The sequence below is a fragment of the Corynebacterium sp. HMSC14H10 genome (assembly GCF_001807105.1).
In the GTDB taxonomy this organism is placed as follows: Bacteria; Actinomycetota; Actinomycetes; order Mycobacteriales; family Mycobacteriaceae; genus Corynebacterium; species Corynebacterium jeikeium_D.
Genome location: NZ_KV787421.1, coordinates 111,749 through 127,656, shown reverse-complemented (window position 1 = coordinate 127,656; position 15,908 = coordinate 111,749). Strand labels below are relative to the sequence as shown.

The following is a 15,908-nucleotide window of genomic DNA, read 5'->3' as shown; positions in this document are numbered from 1 at the left end:
TAAACTCGCACAGTTTCACATTTGCAGCCCCGTGCCCATCTCCACACACAAAAAGAGACCCTTCCCGCAACCGGAAAGGGCCTCTTCAAAGGAGCTCAGCAACTGCCCTAGAACATGCTCGAAATTGTCTGCAATCCGAGTACGGCATCGAGAGAAAGCGCCACACAGACGATAGACAAGTAGTTGTTCGACATGAAGAACAGCTTCATCGGCTTGATCTTGCCACCGGTCTTAACGTGGCGGTGCAGGTCAATGGCGCCCCACAGGAACCAGGCACCAGCGCCAACGGCGCCAATCAGATAAATCCAACCCGCGTACGGAACCAACAGCAGAGTGGTAATCACGGTCGCGGCGGTGTAGTAAATAATGCGCTTGGAAACGACGATTGCCGGCTTGACCACTGGCATCATCGGCACGCCAGCGGCCTTGTAGTCCTCCTTGTAGCGCAGGCCCAATGCCCAGGTGTGCGGCGGAGTCCAGAAGAAGATAAGCAGGAACAGGATGAATGCCTGCCACCAGTGAGCCAGCCCCGTAATCTCCGGGTTGTTGTCAGTGATCACGGCCCAGCCGACCATCACCGGCATACACCCCGCAGCGCCACCCCAAATTACGTTCTGATCAGTACGTCGCTTCAGCCACAACGTGTAGACGAAGATGTAGAAGGCAATCGTAATCAGAATGAAAACGGCGGCCAGCAGCGAGTTACACAGCAACCACAGCCATAGGAACGACGCAATCATCAAGACAGTGCCGAAAATCGCTGCCGCTCGACGGCTAACCTGGTTGCGCGCGAGCGGGCGACGGCGAGTACGGCGCATCTTCTGGTCAATGTCGTAATCCATGACCATGTTGAAGGTGTGCGCAGCTGCGGCACCCAACCAACCACCGAACAAGGTGAGAAGAATCAGTCCAACGTGAACATGACCGCGATCAGCCTGAAGCATTGCGGGAATGGCCGCGACGAGCAGGAGCTCGATAATTCTTGGCTTAGTCAGTGCAATATACGCCTTGACTGTTTCCAACAAAGCAATGTCCCTTTCACGCGCCATAAACAAACCCCCCGTTTACAGATAGTCGGATGTAACGGTCGGAAAGTTCCCGACGAGTTTTTCCGCAAAATTAAATGAGGGGCAGGCAATCAGTTTACCGGTAATCATAACGGTTCCAATAATGACCGTCGTAAAGCATGTGCGGCGCGCCCTCTGAGACTTATCTCTCAGCTATTCGGCCCGGTTTGAACCCGGAGCGCGCAATCCTAGTTAGTATGGAAGAGAATTTTACTAATCCATTTGGATACTAGGAGTCATTCACGTGACACTGTCGACTGAGCATGAAGCACGGGTTGTGCGCAACTACCCCTCGGACTGGTCTGACTTGGATACGAAGGCCGTAGATACGGCCCGTGTGCTGGCTGCAGACGCCGTTGAAAAGGCAGGTTCGGGGCACCCCGGCACTGCGATGAGCCTCGCACCGCTGGCTTACTCTCTTTACCAGCGCGTTATGCGCCATGACCCGAAGGATACGAAGTGGATCGGCCGTGACCGTTTCATTCTCTCCTGTGGTCACACCTCTCTGACGCAGTACGTCCAGCTCTACCTCGGCGGTTTTGGCCTGGAGCTCGATGACCTGAAGGCGCTGCGTACGTGGGATGCACTCACCCCGGGTCACCCGGAGTACGGCCACACTGACGGCGTGGAAATCACCACTGGCCCGCTGGGTCAGGGGCTGGCGTCGGCTGTCGGTTTTGCCATGGCTTCGCGACGGGAACGTGGGCTGTTCGACCCGGAAGCTGCTCCGGGTGAGTCTCCGTTCGACCACTACGTGTACGTCATCGCTTCTGATGGTGACGTTCAGGAGGGTGTCACTGCCGAGGCCGGCTCGCTGGCCGGCACTCAGCAGCTGGGCAACCTGATTGTCTTCTGGGATGACAACGGCATCTCCATCGAGGACGACACCACCATTGCTTTCACCGAGAATGTCGCGGATCGCTACCGTGCTTACGGCTGGCAGGTCATTGAGGTCGACGGCGGCGAGGACGTCGCAGCACTCGAGGCTGCTGTCGAGGAGGCCAAGAAGGATACGGAGCGTCCGACCTTCATTCGCGTTCGCACTGTGATCGCTTACCCGGCTCCGACGAAGATGAACACCGGCGCTTCGCACGGTGCTGCTCTTGGTGGCGAGGAGATTGTCGGCATCAAGGAAGCTCTCGGCTTCGATACCGACAAGAGCTTTAACGTCGCTGACGAGGTCATTGAGCACACCCGCAAGCTGGTTGAGCGTGGTGCTGAGGCTCACGCACAGTGGCAGGTCAAGTTCGACGAGTGGGCTGCGGCTAACCCGGAGCGCAAGGCTCTGCTGGACCGTCTGACCGCTGGCGAGCTGCCGGAGGGCTTCGACGCTGAGCTGCCGACCTGGGAGCCGGACGAGAAGGGCGTTGCTACCCGCAAGGCCTCTGAGGCCGCGCTGCAGGCACTGGGCAAGACCCTGCCGGAGCTGTGGGGTGGCTCGGCTGACCTGGCTGGCTCCAACAACACCGTCCTGAAGGGTGAGCCGTCCTTCGGCCCGAAGTCCATCACCACCGGTACCTGGACCACCGACCCGTACGGCCGCAATCTGCACTTCGGTATCCGTGAGCACGCCATGGGCTCGATCCTCAACGGCATTCTGCTCCACGGTGGCACCCGTCCGTACGGCGGCACCTTCCTTATCTTCTCGGACTACATGCGTCCGGCTGTCCGCCTAGCATCGCTGATGGGCATCTCCCCTATTTACGTCTGGACTCACGACTCCATTGGTCTGGGCGAAGACGGTCCGACGCACCAGCCTGTTGAACAGCTGGCTTCGCTGCGCGCTATCCCGGGTGTGTCCACTGTCCGCCCGGCTGACGCTAACGAGACCGCTCAGGCTTGGGCCGCTGTTCTTCAGGGCGAGGCAGGCCCGAAGGCTCTGGCCCTGACCCGCCAGAACGTTCCGGTCTTGGAAGGTACCAAGGAGAAGGCCGCTGAGGGCGTCCGTCGTGGTGCGTACGTGCTTGTCGACGGTGCCAAGGAGACCCCGGACGTCATCCTGATGGCTACCGGTTCGGAAGTTCACCTCGCTGTCGAAGCTGCTGACAAGCTGGCTGAGGAAGGCGTCAGCGCCCGCGTTGTCTCCGTTCCGTGTCTTGACTGGTTCGAGCAGCAGGACGATGCCTACCGCGAGCAGGTTCTGCCGAAGTCCGTCCGCGCTCGTGTCTCGGTTGAGGCCGGTATTGCAATGCCGTGGTACCGCCACCTGGGTGATGCTGGTCGCGCTGTCTCCCTGGAGCACTTCGGTGCATCGGCTCCGTACAAGGAGCTGTTCGAGAAGTTCGGCATCACAGCAGAGGCTGTTGTCGATGCCGCCAAGGAGTCCATCGAGGCTGCTAAGTAAGTTTGTTAAAACCTGGCGCTATCGGCCGTTGTCGGGACGGGATTTGTGAAAACCGTACCGCGCTCCGGTAGCGCCAGTATTGTTTGTGACGCACAGTAGTTTAAGGACATACAACTTTTAGCGAAGTCTTTAGGCAACGAAGCGGTATTGACAGAAAGGCGTTAAACACTATGGGAAACACCACGATGGAAGCGCTCGCCAAGGTAGGGACTTCGGCGTGGCTCGACGATCTTTCGCGCCAGCGCCTCACCTCGGGCGATTTGAAAAATCTTATTGAAGAGCTTCGGGTTGTCGGTGTCACTACTAACCCGGCAATCTTCTCTTCGGCGATGACCGCCGGTGAGGATTACGACTCTCAGCTGGCGCAGCTCACTGCAGAGGGTGCGAACCCGGCAGATGCTGTGTTCGCGATGGCAATCGACGACGTCCGCGATGCCTGTGACCTTTTCGCTGGTGTATCCGAAGAAACCGACGGTGTCGATGGCCGTGTTTCCATCGAGGTCGATCCTCGCTACGCCGACAACTACGAGGCCACGATTGCGCAGGCCCGTAAGCTCTGGGAGCGCGTCGGCAAGCAGAACGCGATGATTAAGATTCCGGCGACCGATGCTTCCCTGCCGGCTGTCACCCAGGCTCTGTCCGAGGGAATCTCGGTAAACGTCACCCTGATTTTCTCGGTGGAGCGTTACCTGCAGGTCATTGATGCGTTCATCGAGGGCATTGAGCGTGCGAAGGACAACGGCGTGGACCTGGCTTCGGTTCACTCTGTTGCGTCGCTGTTTGTTTCCCGCGTTGACACCGAAATCGATGCTCGCCTGGACAAGATCGGCTCCGTGGAGGCCCTGGCTCTGCGCGGCAAGGCTGGTCTGGCCAATGCCCGTGCAGCTTACGCCAAGTTCGAGGAGACTTTCTCGGCGCAGAATATTCGCTGGGCACAGCTGGAAAACGCCGGTGCTAAGCCGCAGCGCCTGCTGTGGGCTTCGACCGGTGTGAAGAACCCGGCTTACCCGGACACCCTCTACGTCACTGAGCTGGCTGCACCGCAGACTGTGAATACCATGCCGGAGAAGACGCTGCGTGCTACTGCGGGCTTCGAGGGCGAGGTTCGCGACGCCGTCAGCGGCCAGGGGGAAGCAGCCAATGCCGTTATGACTCAGCTCAGCGAGATTGGCATCGACCTCGATGATGTCTTCGCTGTCCTGGAGCGCGAGGGCGTGGAGAAGTTCGTGGACTCCTGGCAATCCCTGCTTGAGTCGATTGCACAGCGCATGGAGCAGCTGAAGTAAGCCTGCTGATTATCTATGTGCCTGTTGGTAGTGGCTGCGTTTCTGGCTGGCGCCAGCAGGTCGCCTGCCGATCCGAGTTACTGACTGCGTTTATGTCAAAAACGGCCCGAAAAATAGCCTGAAGGTGTCATAAACTTGCACAGTTTCACATTTGCAGCCCGTAACTTTTGGGGTTGTCAGTTTCGGTTCGCCTGTTGTGTTACTTAACCCGCATTTTCAACGTTGGACATGAAAAAGCTCCCCGCGCAGGGGAGCTTTTTTGATGGAGCTAGGACGCGGCGAAGGCGGGGCGCACAGTGGGCAGCGGGCGTTTCTCTTCCTTTAATGCCCAGGCCATCACGAACGCAGAGATTACGGTGATGATTGAGGCAAAGATCGGCACAGCCGGCCAGGGGGCGCCCGGTACGGAGTCGGTCACGTCCAGCAGATAGCTAAAGAGGAAGAGCGTGACCAGGGCCAGGCCAATGGTGATCGATCCTGCACGAGTGCCCTTCGCGCCGGCGACGGTGCCGACTGCGGTGCTCGCCACGGTAGCCATGAGGAAGCTCAAGAAGACGCACAGCGCGGTGAGCAGAACTGTGGTGTAGTTTTGCCCGGAATCCTCAATCATGTACAGCTCCCCGTTAGTGTCCGGAAACAGGGCCGGTCCGGAGGTGACAATGAAGCTATCGAATCCGCGGTAGTAACCGGACTTGTTCTGTTCGATGACCATCGCCGTGACGATGAAGGCGGTAGCCACCAACGATGTGCCCAAGATTGCGATGATTGCGGAGCGTACCCAGCGGGCGGTGCTCACGCCGTAGTCACGCAGGGTGACCGAACGCCGGGCTGTGATGAGGAAGAGGATGCCCAGCGCGATAATGCCAAGCAAGGTGTTGCCGGTTCCGCTGCCTACGAGCATGCGCCCGAAGGCCGAGTACAGGATGGCCACGGCGGCAACACCGAGGAAGGTTTTCTTGTTGGTCGCGATGAAAGCTCCGGTGCTCATTTCTTGCTCCGTTCGATGTAGGAGGAGGTGCTTGCGAGGTCGATGAGGGCCGCGGGGTCGAGGTAGCTCACCTCAACGCCGAGGGCGCGGGCATGCGCAGCGGCAGACGAACTGAGCTCTGTAGCCAGGATTGCCTCGCAGCGCTCGCCGAGGGTTTTCTTAGCGAGCACTGGGCCGGCCACCTGCGCCACGAGATCCGTAGGGCCTCGCAGCACCGGATGGCTAGCGCGCAGCTTATCGACGTCATAGGGCCCGTACGCATCCTGCTTGTGGATGACAATCAAGGTGTCGACTAGGCCGGCTAGATCCTGGGAGTGCTGCGAGGTGACCACAATGTTGGCCGATTCGGCCGAGTCGATAAGCATGCCGCGCAATGTGGCGCGGTGCTCGACATCGAGGCCGTTGAAGGGCTCGTCGAAAAGCAATGCTTCCTTGCCCGATGCCAGGGTGGCAGCGGCGATGAGCAGCTGGCGCTGGCCCAGGCTGAGCTTTTTGATAGGGGTGTCAGCGGGGAAATCGAGGAGGGACTCCGCGTGGGGCACATCGAGCTGATCCCAGCCGGTGCGCAGGATCTGGAAATATTCGCGCGGGGTGGCACCGAAGACCTGGGTGTCGGGTGCAGCCTTCGCCAGGGCCGCCGTAGGCATCTGCGCGAGGGTACGCAGGTAGTAAGTCTTGCCGGCGCCGTTGGGGCCAATCACGCCGTAGATGCTCATTTCTCCTCCTCCAGCATGGCGATGATGTCGTGGAGCGTGAGGCCGAGAATGCCGGCCTCCGCTTTTAACGGCTCGATGTAGGTGCGCTGGAACGCTTCACGACGCTCAGCGCGAATGCGCTCACGGGCATCTGGAGTGACAAACATTCCGAGTCCTCTTTTCTTCTCCACAAGCCCCACCATCGACAGTTCCGTCATGGCCTTGGCGGCCGTGGTTGGGTTGACCTGATAGAACTCCGAGAGCTCCTTGGTTGAAGGGGCACGATCCTCAGCCGAGAGCTCCCCGGACAAAATCATTGATTTCAGATCCTCGGCGATCTGGACGTAGATGGGCCGAGGGTCCGCCTCCTTCGCCTGCATATACACCTCCGTGGTTTATGGGTATACCACCTAGGTCATAAACCTAAGGCAGAAGAAAGGGACCCGTCAAGGCCCCATCGGAGGAATCGGAAACGATTCCACCGGACTTTTCTCGATATGACATTATGTAAACCGTGAGTGATTCTCTGCAACGCAACGATTCGAACTCCCCTACTGCCAGTTCTCGGCACAACGGAGATGGCAGCACCAACCACGACGGATACATCAACCCGCTGCGCGACCCACAGGATAAACGCTTGCCGCGTATTGCGGGCCCGGGCGGCATGGTGATTTTCGGAGTGACGGGCGATCTGGCCCGAAAGAAGCTTCTGCCTGCCATTTACGATCTGGCCAACCGCGGTCTGCTGCCTGCCTCCTTCGCGTTAGTTGGCTACGGTCGTCGCGAATGGTCGAAACAGGACTTTGAGGATTATGTGCGCACCGCAGTGGAACAGGGCGCCCGCACAGACTTCCGTGAGAGTGTCTGGCAGCGCCTGGCTGAGGGCATTCACTTTGTCACCGGTACCTTCACCGATGACGAGGCCTTCGATCGCCTGGCCGCACAACTTGAGGAGCTCGATCGCTCCCGCGGCACCGCTGGCAACTGGGCCTACTACCTGTCCATTCCGCCAGCTAACTTCCCCGATGTCTGTCATCAGCTCGATCGTTCGGGGCTGGCGCAGTCGGGCGAGGATTATTGGCGTCGCGTGATTATTGAGAAGCCATTCGGACACGACCTAGCCTCCGCTCAGGAACTCAACCGGATTGTGAACTCGGTCTTCCCAGAAGACGCTGTGTTCCGCATCGACCACTACCTGGGCAAGGAAACCGTCCAGAACATTCTGGCCATGCGTTTTGCCAACCAGTTGTTCGATCCGATGTGGAATTCTCACTACATTGACCACGTCCAGATCACCATGGCCGAGGACATTGGTTTGGGCGGTCGCGCTGGCTACTACGACGGTATTGGTGCAGCTCGTGACGTGATTCAGAACCACCTACTCCAGCTCCTGGCGCTGGTGGCAATGGAAGAGCCCATCGCCTTTACCCCGGAAGAGCTGCAGGCGGAAAAGATTAAGGTTCTGCGTGCCGTCGAGCCAGTGCGTCCGTTTTCGAAATACACCGCTCGTGGCCAGTACACGGCGGATTGGCAGGGCAGCAACTTCGTGCCGGGGCTGCGCGATGAGGAAGGCTTCGACCCCGAATCCACGACCGAGACCTACGCCGCCTGTACGCTGCAGATCAACTCCCGTCGCTGGGCCGGTGTCCCCTTCTACCTGCGCACCGGCAAGCGCCTCGGCCGCCGCGTCACTGAAATTGCGCTGGTCTTTAAGTCCGCACCTCACCTGCCCTTCGCAGAGACAATGACTGCCGCTCTCGGCCAGAACGCAATGGTCATCCGTGTTCAGCCAGACGAAGGCGTGCTCATGCGCTTCGGCTCGAAGGTCCCGGGCTCGGCCATGGAGGTGCGCGATGTCAACATGGACTTCTCCTACTCCGAGGTGTTTACCGAGCAGTCGCCAGAGGCCTACGAGCGCCTGATTCTGGATGCGCTTCTCGACGAGGCCAGCCTCTTCCCCACCAACGAGGAAGTCGAGCTGTCCTGGAAGATTCTTGACCCCATCATCGAGTACTGGGCCAAGCGCGGTCGTCCCGAGGGCTACCCCGCAGGTTCGTGGGGGCCTTCCTCCGCTGACCACATGCTCGAGCGCGACGGTCGCGCTTGGCGACGGCCATAGGTTGCCGACCTCTCAGTTCTTAAGAATTTTCTGACAGAAAGAACACTTTCATGATTGTCAATTTGCCAGACACTGACACTGCGAGCATTGCTCGTCAGTTGGTGCAGCTTCGAGAGCAGGGCGGCATCGTCACCACGGGCCGTGTCCTCACCCTGATTGTTTTGGCCAAAAGCGAAGACGACCTGGAAAACATTATTTCCACGGTCAACTCCGTTTCCCGCGAGCACCCATCCCGTGTGCTGGTATTGGTCTCCGATGATCCACGCCTGGACAATCGCCTTGACGCGGAGCTCCGCGTCGGTGGTGATGCCGGTGCCGCTGAGATCGTCGTTATGCATATGTCCGGTGAGATTGGTCAGCACCACAGCTCTGTGGTGACTCCCCTGCTGCTGCCGGATACGCCGGTCGTGGCGTGGTGGCCGTCTGAGGCGCCGCAGGTCCCAGCGGCGACACCAATCGGCCGAATTGCCCAGCGCCGTATCACCGATTCACTCTGTGACCCGAATAGCAACGCTATCTACACGCGCCGTACGGGCTACACGCCCGGCGATTCCGACCTGAGCTGGTCGCGGCTGACGAACTGGCGCGGTGTGTTGGCATCCGCTTTCGACTTGCCGCCGCATTCGCCGGTGACCTCCGTGTCCATCTACGGCCCACAGGACTCGCCATCGGTCGAGGTCGCCGCCGGATGGTTGGCAGATCGCCTGGGGCTGCCGGTCAACCGTTACTCCACCGGTGAGAAGAAGATTCCGGTGGACGAAAAGGGCCGCGCCAAGCCACCGGTGACCTCCGTCGCCTTTGAGCGTGAAAATGGCCAGACTTTGCGCATCGATATTGAAAGCGCCACCACTGCATCGGTCACCAACGGAGAAAAACCCCCGTTCAAGGTCGCAGTATCGCGTCCAACACGCTCCGAATGTTTGGCAGAGGAGCTGCGTCACCTCGACCACGATACTGCCTACGGACGTGCCCTGCGTGGCCTCAGCCAGATTCACACGGTGGGAATGCAACCTCCGACGTCCACAACAACTAGCTTCGCTAACGAACCAGGAGTCTCTGACAAGTGACCACCGATAACGCGTCGAATACCGTCCCTGCCCCTCAGTTCCACCGCGCCGCTGACCAGGCGGGCATCGTCGAGGCTGCACGTCAGCGCTTCATCGATGCGGTTGTCGCCGTCCAACATGGCAACGCCTCTCCGGTCACCGATGACGGTTTCGTACGCGTCGTTCTCACCGGTGGCGGCGCGGGTACCGCTTTGCTCAGTGCGCTTGCCGACGATTCCGGAGACATCGACTGGAACCGAGTCCTGGTGTTCTTCGGAGATGAACGCTTTGTCGCTGCCGACTCGGCAGATCGCAATGCGTTGGCTGCTCGTAAGCGTCTCTTGTCCCCTGTCGGCGTGCCGGAGGAAAACATCTTCGAGTTTGCCGCTGCCGACAGCGGCGTGACCACCACGGAGGCCGCCGAAAGCTACGAAGCTATCGTTCGGGAGAAGGCTCCAAATGGCTTTGACCTTCACCTTCTTGGTATGGGCGGAGAGGGACACATCAACTCGATTTTCCCACATACCGCAGCGCTGGCTGAGCAGGAACGCTTGGTCGTGGACGTGCATAACTGCCCGAAGCCACCGCCGACCCGCATCACGTTGACGATGCCGGCCATCGCCAGCTCTCAGCGTGTGTGGCTACTTGTAGCGGGCGGCGAAAAGGCTGAGGCAATTGCAGCTATCGCTCAGCAGGACGACCCAGCGCAGTGGCCGGCGGCCGGGGTTCGCGGTGTTCAGGAAACCGTTGTCTTTGTTGACGATGCTGCGGCTGCACAGCTCTAGGCTTCCGCTTCACCGCTAACAGCCCAGAAACAGCAAATTCCCGTCGATAAGCGAAATGCTATCGACGGGAATTTTTATTGCTTAAAGGCCTGCGGTGGGGCGTGCTGCGTGCGGAACCTACCAGCCGAAAGTATTGAACAGCAGCAACAGGACAATGCAGAGCAACCAGATAATCACGGTCACGATAGTGACGCGGTCAAGGTTCTTCTCCACCACAGTCGAACCGGACAGATTCGACTGCATGCCGCCACCAAAGAGGCTGGACAGTCCGCCACCCTTACCCTTGTGGAGCAGGATGAACAGCGTCATCAGGATTGATGTGATGACCAGGACAATCTGAATGGCGAGGTACACGCGCACTTCCTTTTGAAACGTCGCTTCTTTAAGAACTCCAACTATACTAGCGCAATTGCTCCGCTGGCTAGGTATCCCTAGCCGTATCCCTAGCCGGAGTTGCGCAGTGCAGTTGCCAGACCATTCATGGTCAGCTGAATGCCCCGACGCACCTTGTCGCGATTATCGCCGGCACGGTAGCGACGCAGCATCTCAAGCTGGATGATGTTCAGCGGCATAAGGTACGGGAAGCGCATGTCCACCGAGCGCCTGAGCAGCGGGTTGTCCTCCAGCAGGTGCTTGTACCCGGTTACCTTCAGGAACATCTCCAAAGTCAGGTCGAACTCAGCCTTGATGATGCCGTAGATGCGCTCACCGTCGGCCTTATCTTGGCACAGGCTAGCGTAGGCGCGCGCCAGGTTCAGGTCAGCCTTGGACATGACCTGCGCCATGTTCGACAGCACCGAATTGAAGAACGGCCAAATCTCGTTGAGCTGACGGAGCTCAGCCAGGCGGGAACCGTCTTCGTCCTCGCCGATCCACTCCTGCAGTGCAGAGCCGACACCAAACCAGCCCGGCACCATAGAACGCTGCTGCGACCAGGACAGTACCCACGGAATTGCGCGCAGGTCAGAAATGGTCTGGGTCTGCTTGCGTGAGGTCGGACGCGAACCGATGTTCAGGCTGCCGATCTCATCGACCGGGGTCGACGACGTGAAGAAGTCAATAAAGCCCGGGTCCTCGTGCATGAGCTTCGAGTAGGCCTCGCGAGACAGGTCGGAAATCTCCGACATAATCTCGTGGGCGCGAGCTGGGTTCTTCAGGTCATCGACGTCGAGCAGAGTCGACTCAATCGTTGCCGAAACCAGCGCGGCGAGGTTCCTGCGTGCCGCTGCAGGGTGACCGTACTTTGCAGAGATAATCTCGCCCTGCTCAGTGATACGCACGGACCCCTGGACTGCACCCGACGGCTGCGCCAGGATTGCTTCGTAGGACGGACCGCCACCACGGCCGACAGTACCTCCGCGGCCATGGAAGAGACGCAGGCGAATGTCGTTGTCCTTCGCAGCTGCCACGATGGCGACCTCCGCGTCGTAAAGCGCCCAGTTTGCAGCGAAGTACCCGCCGTCCTTGTTGGAGTCGGAGTAGCCAAGCATGACTTCCTGCAGATCTCCGCGTGCGGACACGTATGCGCGGTAGACCGGAATGTCCCACGCAGCACGCAGCACGTCGGCACCAGCCTGCAGGTCTTCGATGGTTTCGAACAGCGGAATGACGTCAACAGAACCGGTCGGCTGGGAGCCATTCGGGCGAATCAGACCGACTTCCTTGAGCAGAATCATCGGCTCCAGCAGGTCGGAGACCGATGTACACATCGAAATGATGCAGTGCGGTACCGCGTCGTGTCCGTACTTGCGCACCGCACGGGATGCCGCACGCATAATGCCTAGCTCGCGAGCCGTAGCTTCGGAAAGATCTGCGGAAGTCGAAACCAGCGGACGGGAGGACTGCAGTTCCTTGGTCAGCAGCTCGACCTTGTCAGCTTCCTTCAATCCCGCGTAGTTGTCCACCACACCGGCAGCGGAGAACAGCTCGGTGAGGATTTCCTCATGAGAGTCCGAATTCTGGCGGATATCAATCGAGTACAGGTGGAAACCAAATACTTCGACTGAATCAATCAGATCGCGCAGGCGGTGATCGGCGATGAGGTCATCGTGGCTGGACCGCAGTGAGTCGTCGATAATCGAGAGCTCTTCAAGTAGCTCCTCGGCGTTGTCATACGGAGTGAATTCTGACCAGTCGCCCTCGATGATGGACTCGTCGAAGAAGTTCACCGCTGTTGCCGCCACGCGACCGCGGATACCGTGAACCGCACGACGGTACGGCTCATCTTCGCGGTTAGGTACGTCATTGTGGCCGCGGCTGGCCAGAGCGACCAGATCCACGGTGACCTTGGTCAGGCGGTCGCTGAGACTGAGCTCGCGCTCCAGCAGGTGCAGCTGCGAGAAGTAGTGACGCAGGATCGTACCCGCCGCCCTATCGGAGGCATAGCGCAGCGTCTCCTCTGTCACGTATGGGTTGCCGTCGTGGTCACCGCCAATCCACGAGCCCATGCGAATCGTTGGGTTAGCAGGCAACTTGTTGCCGCCGAGCTGACGCAAGTGCTTGACGACGTCTCGGTTAATCTGTGGCACAGCTTCCAGCAGAGAAAGCTGGTAGTAGCGAAGACCAACCTCGACCTCATCGCGAATGTCCGGGCGGTTCATGCGAATGAGAGCCGTTTGCCACAGCGTCAGGATACGGCGGCGGATATCGGCATCAATCTCAGCGAGTCGGTCCGCGGTGCGCGCATTCATCGGGGCCGCCTGAATCTCGTGGCGGCGCCGCATTGCGGCCGTGATGTGCTTCTGCACATCGAACACTGTGCGACGACGAGTTTCCGTTGGGTGTGCGGTCAGAACCGGGACGACCTCAATGTGGTCCATCATGTCCGCAATCGCGCCGCCGGAAACCTTGGCGTCGCGAAGCTTCTGCCATGTTGCCTCCAGCGTGGAGTCCTGCGGTGGATCGCCAGCATCGAGAGATGCCTCGATGCCCAGCTCCTCGTGCAAATCCTCAGCGAGGTTGGCCAAAAGTGCGAAGTGCGTGAAAGCACGGATGACAGGGCTTGCCTCGGCTGGGTCAATATCGCGGAAGAGGCCGGTGAGCTTCTCGATGTCGCCATCGCCACGATGGAGTTCGAAGGCTGCACGGCGAGCATTTTCGACCAGGTTAAAGACCTCGTCACCCTCTTGCTCGCGGATTACCTGCCCAAGAATTCGACCCAGGTGGCGAATATCCTCCCAGAGCAAGTCCTGCTGCTTCGCGGTAGCGGTCGATGAGGATTGCTCATTGCTTGCAGTGTGTCGGTCAGTGTCACCATGTACTTGTTCGTTCATTGAGCACGTCCTTTGAAAACTGCCGGGCATTCCAAGTGGAAAGCCTCGGGAAATGTATCGCGCTAAAACATTGCCAGTCGGTGTGCCTGGATTGAGTCCGCCTAAAGGCAATAACCCCGAATCGGTTTTATGAGAATCAATAAAACCAATCCGGGGTCGCGCATGGCGCCTATCTTATCAGTTGTTCTGAATTTATATGCACTTAGGCGTTCTGAGCGGCATCTGCAGCAAGTGCGCAGAGCTTCGCGAATGCTTCACCGTCGAGCGAAGCGCCACCGACGAGGCCGCCGTCGACGTCGGGCTTGCCGACGATCTCAGCGACGTTCTCGGCCTTGACGGAACCACCGTAGAGGATGCGCATCTCCTTTGCGATGTTCGCGTCCCCAATTTCTGCGACGGTCTCGCGGATAGCTGCACAGACTTCCTGCGCGTCTGCAGCCGATGCGACCTTACCGGTGCCGATAGCCCAGACAGGCTCGTAAGCGATGACGGTCTTGGCCAGCTCAGCGTTGGTCAGATTAGCCAGGGAGCCCTTGACCTGAGAGACAACGTACTCGACGTGCTCTTCGGCCTCTCGGACCTCCAGCGGCTCGCCGACACAGACGATTGGGTTCATGCCCTCGCGCAGTGCTGCCTTGGCCTTCTTTGCGACCAGCTCATCGTCCTCTGCGTGCATATCGCGACGCTCGGAGTGACCGACGACGACCCAGGTGCAGCCGAGCTTTGCCAGCATCGATGCGGAAATCTCGCCGGTGTAAGCGCCGGACTCGTGGACTGAGACATCCTGCGCGCCGTAAGTGACGCCGAGCTTATCGCCCTCAACCAGAGTCTGGACCGAACGCAGGTCGGTAAACGGCGGGATGACAGCGACGTCAACCTTGTCGTAGTACTCCTTCGGCAGAGCGAACGCGAGTTTCTGCACCACACCGATAGCCTCGAGATGGTTCAGGTTCATCTTCCAGTTACCAGCAATAAATGGTGTACGTGCCATAGTGGTGGAATTCACTTCCCTATCAATTAGCGGATTTTTAAGCGATGAAAATCCGGTGGTGGAAAAATCTTAGTCTTCCAGGACGGAGACGCCCGGCAGAGTCTTACCCTCGAGGAACTCCAGCGAAGCGCCACCACCAGTGGAGATGTGGCTGAAGCCGTCCTCGTTCAACCCCAGAGTACGTACTGCTGCTGCGGAGTCGCCGCCACCGACGACGGAGAAGCAACCGTTGTTAGTGGTGGCATCGATGATGGCCTGTGCAACCTCGCGGGTGCCAGCTGCGAAAGCCTCCATCTCGAACACGCCCATCGGGCCGTTCCAGAACACAGTCTTGGACTCAGCGAGCACCTTGCCGAATGCCTCGGCGGAAGCCGGTCCGATGTCCAGGCCCATCCAGCCTTCCGGAATCTCGGTGGCGTCTACCACCTTGTTTTCAGCGTCTGCAGCGAACTTGTCAGCCACGACTACGTCGGTTGGCAGAACGATCTTATCGCCGTAGCGGTCCAGCAGATCCTTACAGGTGTCAATCATCTCTTCCTGCAGCAGGGATGCGCCAACGGCGTAGCCCTTGGCAGCCAGGAAGGTGAAGCACATGCCGCCGCCGATGACCAGGGAGTCAACCTTCGGCGCGAGAGCCTCAATAACGCCCAGCTTGTCGGAAACCTTGGAACCGCCGAGCACGACGGTGTACGGCTTCTCCGGGGTCTCTGCAACCTTGCGCAGAACCTCAAGCTCAGCCTGAACCAGATTGCCGGCGTAGTGCGGCAGCTTCTTAGCGACGTCGAAGACGGAAGCCTGGGCGCGGTGAACAACACCGAAACCGTCGGAAACAAACGCTCCGTCCGGAACTAGTGCAGCCAGCTCGGCTGCGAACTCGGCGCGCTCTGCCTCGTCCTTGGAGGTCTCGCGCGGATCGAAGCGGACGTTCTCCAACAAGAGTACATCGCCCTCGGTCAGGCCATTAGCGCGCTCGTGCGCGTCCTCACCGGAGACATCACCGGCGAGCGCGACGTACTGCTCCAGGCGCTCAGATAGCGCCTCAGCGACCGGGGCCAGGGAGAACTCGGACTTAACCTCGCCCTTCGGGCGACCCAGGTGAGCCATAACAACGACCTTGGCGCCGGCCTCGACAAGCGCGGACAGGGTGGGCAGCGAAGCATCGATTCGACCCGGATCGGTGATAACGCCGTCTTTCAGTGGGACGTTAAAGTCGGAGCGGACGAGGACGTAACGGCCTTCAATACCTTCGTTGATCAGGTCTTTGACAGTCTTAACAGTCATCTCAATGAAATCCTTGTGAAAGTGTGTAAAAAAC

Annotated in this window: 13 protein-coding genes; 5 read left to right on the top strand and 8 right to left on the bottom strand. The window is 59.2% G+C overall.

The window, feature by feature from the left end; all coding sequences use genetic code 11:
• Positions 1–107 precede the first annotated feature (107 nt).
• The gene (locus HMPREF3135_RS04990) at positions 108–1,022 is read right to left on the bottom strand and encodes a heme o synthase (protein WP_172954651.1); all 915 of its coding nucleotides are present in this window, start codon (positions 1,020–1,022) and stop codon (positions 108–110) included.
• A gap of 289 nt (positions 1,023–1,311) precedes the next feature.
• Between HMPREF3135_RS04990 and tkt the strand changes: the two genes are divergently transcribed.
• Positions 1,312–3,411: a transketolase gene (tkt, locus tag HMPREF3135_RS04985; protein ID WP_049170630.1), complete on the top strand. Its 2,100-nt coding sequence runs from the start codon at positions 1,312–1,314 to the stop codon at positions 3,409–3,411.
• Between the two features lie 170 nt (positions 3,412–3,581).
• A complete protein-coding gene (gene tal / locus HMPREF3135_RS04980) occupies positions 3,582–4,697 on the top strand; it encodes a transaldolase (protein ID WP_070429456.1) in 1,116 nt (371 codons plus the stop codon).
• Positions 4,698–4,965: 268 nt separating this feature from the next.
• Here tal and HMPREF3135_RS04975 read toward each other — a convergent pair whose 3' ends face one another.
• From HMPREF3135_RS04975 to HMPREF3135_RS04965, 3 genes are read right to left on the bottom strand one after another with little or no spacing between them, the layout of a single operon-like run.
• Positions 4,966–5,685: a hypothetical protein gene (locus HMPREF3135_RS04975; protein WP_016422740.1), complete on the bottom strand. Its 720-nt coding sequence runs from the start codon at positions 5,683–5,685 to the stop codon at positions 4,966–4,968.
• Positions 5,682–6,401, bottom strand: coding sequence for an AAA family ATPase (locus HMPREF3135_RS04970; RefSeq protein WP_069358692.1), 720 nt, complete (start codon positions 6,399–6,401; stop codon positions 5,682–5,684). Before HMPREF3135_RS04970 ends, HMPREF3135_RS04975 begins: the two co-directional genes overlap by 4 nt.
• The gene (locus HMPREF3135_RS04965; RefSeq protein ID WP_016422738.1) at positions 6,398–6,760 is read right to left on the bottom strand and encodes a GntR family transcriptional regulator; all 363 of its coding nucleotides are present in this window, start codon (positions 6,758–6,760) and stop codon (positions 6,398–6,400) included. The genes HMPREF3135_RS04970 and HMPREF3135_RS04965 overlap by 4 nt, the downstream gene beginning before the upstream one ends.
• 224 nt (positions 6,761–6,984) lie before the next feature.
• On the opposite strand from HMPREF3135_RS04965, the gene zwf reads away from it, so the two are divergent.
• From zwf to pgl, 3 genes are read left to right on the top strand one after another with little or no spacing between them, the layout of a single operon-like run.
• Positions 6,985–8,499, top strand: coding sequence for a glucose-6-phosphate dehydrogenase (zwf, locus tag HMPREF3135_RS04960; protein ID WP_224433710.1), 1,515 nt, complete (start codon positions 6,985–6,987; stop codon positions 8,497–8,499).
• A gap of 50 nt (positions 8,500–8,549) precedes the next feature.
• Entirely contained in the window at positions 8,550–9,566 is a 1,017-nt protein-coding gene (locus tag HMPREF3135_RS04955) for a glucose-6-phosphate dehydrogenase assembly protein OpcA (RefSeq protein WP_016422736.1), read from the top strand.
• Positions 9,563–10,330, top strand: a complete 768-nt coding sequence (gene pgl / locus HMPREF3135_RS04950) for a 6-phosphogluconolactonase (protein WP_048731884.1) — start codon at positions 9,563–9,565, stop codon at positions 10,328–10,330. Before HMPREF3135_RS04955 ends, pgl begins: the two co-directional genes overlap by 4 nt.
• A 117-nt stretch (positions 10,331–10,447) precedes the next feature.
• Here the strand turns inward: pgl and secG are convergent, their stop codons facing one another.
• The 4 genes from secG to pgk form a co-directional block, all read right to left on the bottom strand.
• Positions 10,448–10,684, bottom strand: coding sequence for a preprotein translocase subunit SecG (gene secG / locus HMPREF3135_RS04945; protein WP_005510775.1), 237 nt, complete (start codon positions 10,682–10,684; stop codon positions 10,448–10,450).
• 89 nt (positions 10,685–10,773) lie between these two features.
• Entirely contained in the window at positions 10,774–13,602 is a 2,829-nt protein-coding gene (gene ppc / locus HMPREF3135_RS04940; protein ID WP_070438404.1) for a phosphoenolpyruvate carboxylase, read from the bottom strand.
• A gap of 202 nt (positions 13,603–13,804) precedes the next feature.
• Positions 13,805–14,593: a triose-phosphate isomerase gene (tpiA, locus tag HMPREF3135_RS04935; protein WP_049172948.1), complete on the bottom strand. Its 789-nt coding sequence runs from the start codon at positions 14,591–14,593 to the stop codon at positions 13,805–13,807.
• A 69-nt stretch (positions 14,594–14,662) separates the two neighbouring features.
• Positions 14,663–15,874, bottom strand: a complete 1,212-nt coding sequence (pgk, locus tag HMPREF3135_RS04930) for a phosphoglycerate kinase (RefSeq protein WP_049172950.1) — start codon at positions 15,872–15,874, stop codon at positions 14,663–14,665.
• Positions 15,875–15,908: the final 34 nt, after the last annotated feature.